This is a genomic window from Rubrivirga sp. (assembly GCF_049648075.1).
GTDB lineage: Bacteria > Bacteroidota > Rhodothermia > Rhodothermales > Rubricoccaceae > Rubrivirga.
Genome location: NZ_JBARYR010000411.1, coordinates 1 through 8,522 on the forward strand (window position 1 = coordinate 1; position 8,522 = coordinate 8,522).

At 69.1% G+C, this 8,522-nt stretch carries 6 protein-coding genes; 4 read left to right on the forward strand and 2 right to left on the reverse strand.

Annotation, left to right across the window (positions count from 1 at the left end; genetic code table 11):
• Both WBA11_RS11795 and yiaA read left to right on the forward strand, forming a co-directional pair.
• On the forward strand, positions 1–573 hold a 573-nt coding region (locus WBA11_RS11795; protein WP_424520880.1), incomplete at its 5' end, for a hypothetical protein.
• 257 nt (positions 574–830) lie between these two features.
• Positions 831–1,295, forward strand: coding sequence for an inner membrane protein YiaA (gene yiaA / locus WBA11_RS11800; RefSeq protein WP_424520881.1), 465 nt, complete (start codon positions 831–833; stop codon positions 1,293–1,295).
• 26 nt (positions 1,296–1,321) lie between these two features.
• On the opposite strand, the gene WBA11_RS11805 is transcribed toward yiaA, so the two are convergent.
• The gene (locus WBA11_RS11805) at positions 1,322–2,569 is read right to left on the reverse strand and encodes a 4-hydroxy-3-methylbut-2-enyl diphosphate reductase (RefSeq protein WP_424520882.1); all 1,248 of its coding nucleotides are present in this window, start codon (positions 2,567–2,569) and stop codon (positions 1,322–1,324) included.
• A gap of 191 nt (positions 2,570–2,760) precedes the next feature.
• Between WBA11_RS11805 and WBA11_RS11810 the strand changes: the two genes are divergently transcribed.
• Positions 2,761–4,722 (forward strand): CHRD domain-containing protein, encoded by a 1,962-nt coding sequence (locus tag WBA11_RS11810; protein WP_424520883.1) that lies wholly within the window; start codon positions 2,761–2,763, stop codon positions 4,720–4,722.
• 151 nt (positions 4,723–4,873) lie between these two features.
• Positions 4,874–6,871, forward strand: a complete 1,998-nt coding sequence (locus WBA11_RS11815; protein ID WP_424520884.1) for a serine hydrolase — start codon at positions 4,874–4,876, stop codon at positions 6,869–6,871.
• A gap of 168 nt (positions 6,872–7,039) precedes the next feature.
• Here the strand turns inward: WBA11_RS11815 and tgt are convergent, their stop codons facing one another.
• Positions 7,040–8,173: a tRNA guanosine(34) transglycosylase Tgt gene (tgt, locus tag WBA11_RS11820; RefSeq protein ID WP_424520885.1), complete on the reverse strand. Its 1,134-nt coding sequence runs from the start codon at positions 8,171–8,173 to the stop codon at positions 7,040–7,042.
• Positions 8,174–8,522 lie beyond the last annotated feature (349 nt).

Sequence of the window (8,522 nt, forward strand, 5' to 3'; positions counted from 1 at the left end):
GCAGACACGTTCGAGGTCACCGTCCTCGATCCGTGCCCCGCCTCGGTCCAACCCGGCCACGTCGACGTCTTCCCTATCGAGGTCGGGGCACGGTGGTCATACGACGTAGAGGCCTCGGAGAACCCGACCGGCCGGCCGGCGACGCGGGAGTTGGGGACTGCGGCCCTCGAGGTCGTTTCGGCGGGCGCGTGCGACCGTGGGGCAAGGGCGTTTGCCGTCCGCGAACGCGTCTCACTGGTGGCCGAGCGCTACGACGCTGCGACAGATTCATGGGTGGTCACCGGCAGCCCTAGCGTCGACCGGACGGTGGCGTGGACCGTCACGGATTCGCTGGTTACCACAGACGCCCCGCCATTCCCCGGCGGCCGAGCCGGGCTGCGGCCGCTCGCGCCGTTTGGTCAGGAGATCCCACGCTTTGCCGAAGCGGGGACCATAAGTCTGTTCATCACGCGCGATTCGTTTCTCGGCCCGAGCATCGTCCTCGAGGCCGGAGTCGGTCCCGTGAGCTACTGGACACGGACCAACTTTGGAACGGTTGGCAGCGGGTTCGTTCGCTGGACACAGATCGAATAGAGGTGACGAGGTAGGCGCCCGAGGGCACCGCCGTGAGTACCGACCTCGAGCCCGAGCAACGTCGCGACGTGGCGTTCGTCGGACCCGTGGCGCTTCAGCCTCGTGACGAGTGTGGTCGTGCCTGAATCAGCCTGGACAACGGGGTCGCGGACTGAGCCGACGGCTGCGGATTGTACCATCGCGAGTGGTGCGATCTCATCATGCTGGCCGGGAGCGAGGTTGAGACCTTGGTCGATCTCTCGCCTCCGGTTCCTGCAATGACTGCTCAACGTCCCACACCCGCATTCATCGGCGCCTCCTGGGCCGCGCTCCTCATCGGCGTCGTATCGTTTATGATCGGGTTGTGGAACGCGACCTCGATGATGCTGAACGAGAAGGGCTACTACCTGACCGTGTTGCTGTTCGGGCTGTTCGGCGTGATCTCGCTCCAGAAGTCGGTCCGCGACCGGCTCGAGGGCGTGCCGGTGACGTCGCTGTACTACGGCCTGTGCTGGCTCGCGGTCACGACCGCAATCGTGTTGTTGACGGTCGGGTTGTGGAACGCGGGACTCGCGCTGAGCGAGAAGGGGTTCTACGCGATGGCCTTCCTGCTCGCCTTGTTCGGCGCGATCACGGTTCAGAAGAACGTCCGCGATAGCGCGGCCTACGACGAAGCGAATCCGTCGGAGCCCGTCCTCGAGGGCGAGCGTCGCGGTTTGGGAGCTCTGCTAGGCGACGGCTAGAACGCGCCGACCTCGAGGGCGGGGACCTACGCGGTCTCGGCCTCGAACGGAGCGAGCGCCTCCTCGACAGGCAGAGGGTCTGGGACCCACGAGAGCAACCGGGCCATGACGGCGTCCAGAAGCGCGTCCGGGCACGAGGCGCCGGCCGTGAGCAACACCCTGAGCGGGCCGTCGCCCTCGAGGTCGAGCCAGTCGGCCGTCTCGCGCTCGGTCTTGGTGCGCCAGTCGAAGTGCCGGATCGAGGACGGGCTGACCAACTCGTCGGCGTCCTTGACGAAGTACGTCGGCAGGCCGGCGTCCTCGCACAACTCGACCAGGTGCGACGTGTTGGACGAGTTGTAGCCGCCTACCACGATCGCGACGTCGGCGCCGTCGGCGATGAGCGCCTCGGTCGCGTCCTGGTTCTCCTTGGTCGCGTAGCAGAGCGTGTCGCTGGTGTCCGCGAACGCGTCGTCGCTCCCGTCGCGGGCCTCGATGGCGACGCGGACGCGCTCGGCGATCGCCGCCGTCTCGGTCGCCAACATCGTCGTCTGGTTGACGACGCCGACGCGTCCCAGGTCACGGTCCGGGTCGAAGCCGTCGGAGGTGCGGTTGCGGAAGTGGTCCCAGAAGAACGCGGCGTCCTCTCGGCCCTCGATGACGGCCGCTAAGGCCTCGGTCTCTTCCGGGTCGCGCACCACGACGACAGGCCCCGTCGCGGCGGCGCGGCTGAACGTGGCGCGCGTCTCCTCATGCTTCCACTTGCCGTGGACGACGACCGTGTAGCCCTTGCCGCCGATCTGGGCGCCTTTCTTCCAGACGCGAACAACGAACGGGCACGTCGTGTCGTACGACGCGACGTCAGCGCCCCGTGCGGCGATCTCCTCTAGCGTCTCGGTCGGCGCGCCGAACGCGGGGACGATGACCAAGTCGGCCGGGCCGAGCTCTGAGAACGGGATGATCGTCTCGCCGGAAGTCGTTCGTAGGAATCGGATGCCGCGCGCCAGCAGGTCGTCGTTGACGTGCGGGTTGTGGATCATCTCGGACAGCAGGAAGATCCGCCCAGCCGCCGCCTTGTCGGGGTGCTCCTCCAGGGCGCGGTAGGCGATCTCGATCGCGTTCTCGACGCCGAAGCAGAACCCGAAATGGCGGGCCAGCTTGATCTGTACGGGTCCGAAGTCCAAGACGCTCGGGCTGAGGTCGCGCTTGCGCGGGTCCGCCGCCGTCCGGGCGGCCTTGACGCGGCCGACGACGGGGCTCCGGTAGAAGTCGGGGACGTCGAACTGGCGGGCCATGGCGTAAGGGGTGGCTGCGAAAGCTAGCCGAGACAACGCGTCCTCGAGGGCGAGCGTTGCCGTCCGGCGCCGACTCCTCAGAGACTCCGCCAGGGGCTCGTCACCGGCATCTCACGAAACCGTTAGGGTTTCGTCGGACCCATTCGGGAAGCCGGCCGTCTCAGGCAGGCACCTCTACACATCTCTCTCTCATGCGTCTCCGCCACTCCCTCACCGCGCTCGCGGCCTTCCTTCTCGTCCCGCTCGCAGCGGCACAGACCTTTACCACGACCCTCTCCGGCGCCAACGAGGTGCCCCCGGTCACGACCGCCGCCACCGGTAGCCTGACCGCGACGCTCGACGGGACCACGCTCGTCGTGTCCGGTTCGTTCTCCGGTCTCGAGAGCGACTACGCCTCCACCATCGGGACGCACCTCCACGGCGGATCGGCGACTGAGAACGGCCCCGTCGTGGTCCCGCTCGTCGTCGACCTCGATGCCGACAACCGTGGCGGCACCCTCGAGGCCGCGTCCAACACCTACACCGTCCGGGAGACGTTCGCGGACTCGATCCGCGCGGGCCTGGTCTACGCCAACGTCCATTCGACCGACAACCAGATGGGCGAGGTCCGAGGTCAGTTCCGCGAGGCCGCGGACCTGAGCATGGTCACGATCAACGAGGTCGACTCGGACACGCCGGGCACCGACACGGCCGAGTTCGTCGAGCTCTACAACGGCGGCTCCGATGCCGTCGCCCTCGACGACGCCGTCCTGGTGCTCTACAACGGCAACGACGACGCCTCGTATCAGGCCATCGACCTCGATGGGCTCTCGATCGACGCCGGTGGGTACCTCGTGATCGGCAACCCGGGTGTCGCGAACGTCGACCTCGAGGTCGCGCCGGGCGGCAGCGGGTTCTTCCAGAACGGGCCGGACGCGGTCGCGCTCTACACGGGCGCTGCGGCCGACTTCCCGACCGACACGCCGATCACCACCGACAACCTGATCGACGCGGTCGTCTACGGCACCGCCGACGACGACGATACCGACCTGCTCGCCGCACTCGGTGAGACCGTCCAGCAAGACGAGGACGCCAACGGTGACAAGGACAACGAGTCCATCCAGCGCTCGCCCGACGGGTCCGAGACGTTCGTCGTCGCGGCCCCCTCGCCCGGTGCGGCCAACGGCTCCAGCGGCGGCATGACGGCGCGGCTCCAGGTCATCCACAACTACCCGTTCATCGCTGGCGACACGGTCGACGTGTACGTCAACGGCGACCTGTTCCTGGACGACTTCGCCTTCCGCGCAGCGACGCCGTTCGTCGACGTCCCGGCCGGCACCGACCTGACCGTGGACGTGACCTTGGGCGACGACGCCGACAACTCGAGCCCGTTGTTCTCCGAGACGTACAACCTCGAGGCCGGGTCCGCGACGCAGCTGATCGCGTCCGACGAGGAGATCGGGGAGGACACCGGCTCGAACGCCGTGACGCTCTTGGTCGCTACGGACGCCCTCGAGGCCGCCGCCGACGCCTCGACGGTCGCGCTCCGGTTCGTCCGCGGCGCCCCCGACTCGTTCTCGGTCGTCGATCTCTCCCTCGAGGGCGAGGTCGTGTTCGAGGACGTCGACTACCTCGGCGTCACGGACTACCAAGCCGTCGCGCCCATTCGGACGCTCTTCGAGGTCACGTCCGAGGTCAATCCGGGCGAGGGCGACGTGTTCGTCTTTACGTCCACGACCGACCTCGACGACGACGCGGGCCGCGCGGCCACCGTCCTGTCCTCGGGGTTCTTCCTGGAGGTCCCGGGTGAGGAGGCCGAGCGCCCCCGCTACCGCCTGGTCGCCGTCTTCGCCGACGGTACGACCGAGATCCTGACGCCGCTCCCGAACCAGACGTCGAGTGAGGACGACCCGACCGCGGGCCTCCGCCTCGAGGTCGAGAACCCGATCGCGTCCGACGCCACGGTCTCGTTCGAGACGGCCGCGGCCGGCCCCGCGACCGTCGTCCTCTACGACGCGCTCGGCCGCCGCGCCGCGACGCTCGTCGACGGACCCGTCGGAGCCTCGGAGCAGACGGTCGCCCTCGAGGTCGGCGGTCTGGCCGCAGGCGTCTACGTGCTGCGGCTCGAGACCGCCACGGGAGCGATCAGCCGGACCGTCACCGTGATCCGGTAGCGCCCGCTGACTGCGCTGACGTCGCAGCCCTCGAGGACGAATGTGGGGCGGGGCCTTCGGGCTCCGCCCCTTTTTTTGTGGCGTCCATCAGAGGGAGCGTCGCAACTGGTAGGACGCCCACCCGTAGCCGACCCTCGCTCCAACACCTGTCATGTCCCACCTCTCGCGCCTTGTCGGTCTCGTCGTTCTCCTGTCGGCGGTGGCCCACGCTCAGGAAGCCCGACCGCTCGTCCTCGATGCGAGCCCGTCCGGCGCTCTCGAGGCCGGTGACGCGGATCGTTACACGCTCGACCTCGAGGACGACACGTTCGTCTCCGGCGCCGTGATGCAGCTCACCGTCGATGTGGTGGTGACGGTCGAGGGGCCGAACGGCCAAGAGATCGGCCAGTTCGACGGGCCGGCGCGCGGCGCCGACGCGTTCCAGTTTACCGCCGAGACCGCCGGGCGCTACACGATCACCGTCGCGCCCTTCGAGGACGAGGCCGGCGACTACACCATCGCGCTCGCGCGCCTCGAGCCCGTCGCGACGACGCCGGCCGGCAAGGTGGACCAGGCGATGTCCCGCTTTGACGGCGACCGCCCCGGAGCGCTCGTGGCCGTCCTCGAGGGCGGCAACGTCGTGTTCGAGCGCGCCTACGGAATGGCGAACCTGACGCACGGCGTCCCGATGACGCTCGACACCCGGACCAACATCGGCTCGACGAGCAAGCAGTTTACGGCGATGGCGCTCGCGCTCTTGGACCAGCGCGGCGACCTCGACCTCGACGACGACGTGCGCGAAACCGTCCCGGAGCTCCCCGACCTGGGCGAGACCGTCACGATCCGCAACCTGCTGACGCACACGAGCGGCTACCGCGAGTTCCTGAACACGCTCGCCCTGACCGGCCGGCGGATCGACAAAGGCAGCTACATCGACCGCGCCGAAGTCGTCCAGATGATCCAGCGCCAGCCGGCCTTTCAGGACGAGCCGGGCACGGTCTGGAACTACAACAACTCCGGCTACGCGATCGCCGCGACCATCGTCGAGCGCGTGACGGGGCAAGGCTTCCCCGAGTGGATGGCCGAGAACGTGTTCGGACCCCTCGGCATGACCGACACGGTCGTCCGCGCCGACCCGACGGTGATCGTGCCGAACAGCGCCCAGGGCTACCTGCCGGGCGAGGACGGCCAGTGGCGTGACGCCGTGGATCTGTACGCGGCCATGGGCGCGGGCGCCATCTACACGACCGTCGGCGACCTGGGGCGCTGGGTGCGCAACTTCGAGACGGCCGAGCTGGGCGGGCCGGACGTGATCCGCGAGATGACGACGCCGTTCGTCCTCGAGGACGGCCAGGCGACGGAGTACGGGCTGGGCCTGTTCGTCGACGAGCTCGGCGGCCTGCGCCGCGTCCACCACGGCGGCGCCGACAACGCGCACCGCTCGATGTTGATGTACTTCCCCGAGATCGACGCGGGCGTGATCGTCGAGTTCAACGGGCCGGACGACGCGACCGGGTTCGCGACGCGCGTCGCGCGGGCGTTCTTCGAGGACCGGTTCGTCGAGGACGACGGCGCGGCCGACTCCGACCTCGAGGCCGCCGACTTCGACGACGACCTGTTCGACGACTACGCCGGCCGCTACGCGCTCGACATCGCGCCGGGCTTCGTCCTGGAGTTCCGCAGGGGCGACGGCGGCTACCTCACCCAGGCGACCGGCCAAGGCCCGCTCGAGATCCTGCCGACCTCCGACTCGACGTTCGTGCTCACGGCCGTCGAGGCCGGCGTCACGTTCCACCGCGACGCCGACGGCGTCGTCCGCTCCGCGACGCTCCACCAGAACGGCGACAACCGCGCGACCAAGCAGGACGTCGAGCCGATGGCGACGGCCGAGCCGACCGACCTGGGGGACTACGCCGGTCGCTACTACAGCGACGAGCTCCAGGTCGTGTACGTGCTCGCCCTCGAGGACGGCGACCTCGTCACGCGCGTCCCCGGCGTCGCGGACGCCTTCCCATCCCGCCTGACGACGGACGACACGGTCGTGGTCACGGCCTACGGCGGCTTCCCGATCACTCTGGACTTCGACCGCGACGCGTCAGGCGCCATCACCGGATTCGTGGCCGACGGAGGAGGGCGGACGCGCAACGTGCAGTTCGACGTGATGGAGTAGCGGCACGGCCTCGAGGTCGGCGTGCTCGCACTCGTCCTCGAGGCCGGTCGCGACGTTCCCTCTCGGGCGGGAGAGGTCCGTTGAGAGCTCCCGGCGCTGCAACCTCCCGAGGTCGATCGCAGGCTCGTCCTCGAGGCCGAACGTTTTCGCGCTCGACCTCGAGGTCGGCTACGCCTTTTGTGCCAGCCGCTCGGACCACTCGGCCCGCCACGCGGGGAAGCGGCCTTCCACGATGGCCGCCCGCATCTGCCGCATCGTCCACAGGTAGAGCGCCAGGTTCTGGACGCTCGAGATCTCGACGTGGAGCGGCTCGTTCGCGATCTTGAGGTGGCGGAGGTAGGCGCGTGAGAACGTCTGCGAGTGGTAGACCTCGAGGCCGGGATCGACCGGCCCGAAGTGCGTCTTCCACTTGGCGTTCTTGATGTTGACCAGGCCCTCGGTCGTGAACAGGCTCCCGGTCCGCGCGTTGCGCGTCGGCATGACGCAGTCGAACAGGTCGACGCCGCGCGCGACGTTCTCGATCAGGTTCTGGGGCGTCCCGACGCCCATCAGGTAGCGCGGCCGGTCCGCCGGCAGGATCTCGTTGACGACCTCGACGGTGTCGTACATCTGCTCGGCCACCTCGCCCACGGACAGCCCGCCGATCGCGTAGCCCTCGGCCCCCAGATCGACCAGCGCACGGGCCGACTCGCGCCGGACGTCGGGGAAGACGGCGCCCTGGACGATGGGCCACAGCGACTGGTGGTGCCCGTAGCGCGGCTCGGTCGCACGGTAGTGGTCGAACGCGCGCTCGGCCCATCGGACGGTCCGCTCGTTGGCCCGCCGCGACTCGGCCCGGTCGACCGTCGCCGGCGTCAGCTCGTCGAGCACCATCATCACGTCCGACCCGATGTCGCGCTGGATGTCGACGACCTCCTCGGGCGAGAAGAACAGCCGGCTGCCGTCGAGGTGGCTGCGGAACGCGATGCCGTCTTCGGTGACCTTGACCAAGTCGCCGAGGGAGAACGCCTGGAAGCCGCCGGAGTCGGTCAGGATGGGGCGGTCCCACCGCATGAACTCGTGCAGGCCGCCGGCCTCGATGAGCACCTCGCGGCCGGGCCGAAGCGCCAGGTGGTACGTGTTGCCCAGCAGGATCCGCACGTCGAGGTCGCCCTTGAGCGTCCGCGGCGCCAACCCCTTCACGCTGCCGACCGTCCCGACCGGCTGGAACATGGGCGTCTCGACGGTCCCGTGGTCGGTCGTCAGCAGGCCCGCGCGGGCGCCGGTCTCGGGGCACTCGGCCTGGAGCTCGAAGGAAAGCATGGGTCTCGGGAGGCGGACCGGAGGGTACCTCGAGGGCGCCGTTGCGCGAGGCGAGAAGGGGGAGAAGAGGCGTCCTCGAGGTCGCTCCACGGTCGCTATTCCCACGGGCCATCTCCGCCTAGGCGGTGGACGGCTCGCCCTCGAGGTCGGACGCCGGTAGCTGGCTCCTCGCAGCTACCCTGCCACGTTGGCCGCGCCGGCCTGTTGGCTCTCGATAAACCGAACGGCCGTCCCGACGCCGTCCTCGAGGCGGATCGTCTGGCCGACGGCCTCGGCCCGAGTCTGGATCTCCCTCGAGGTCGTCGCCTGTCGGATGGCCGCCATCAAGGCCGGAGCGGTAAGGTGCTTT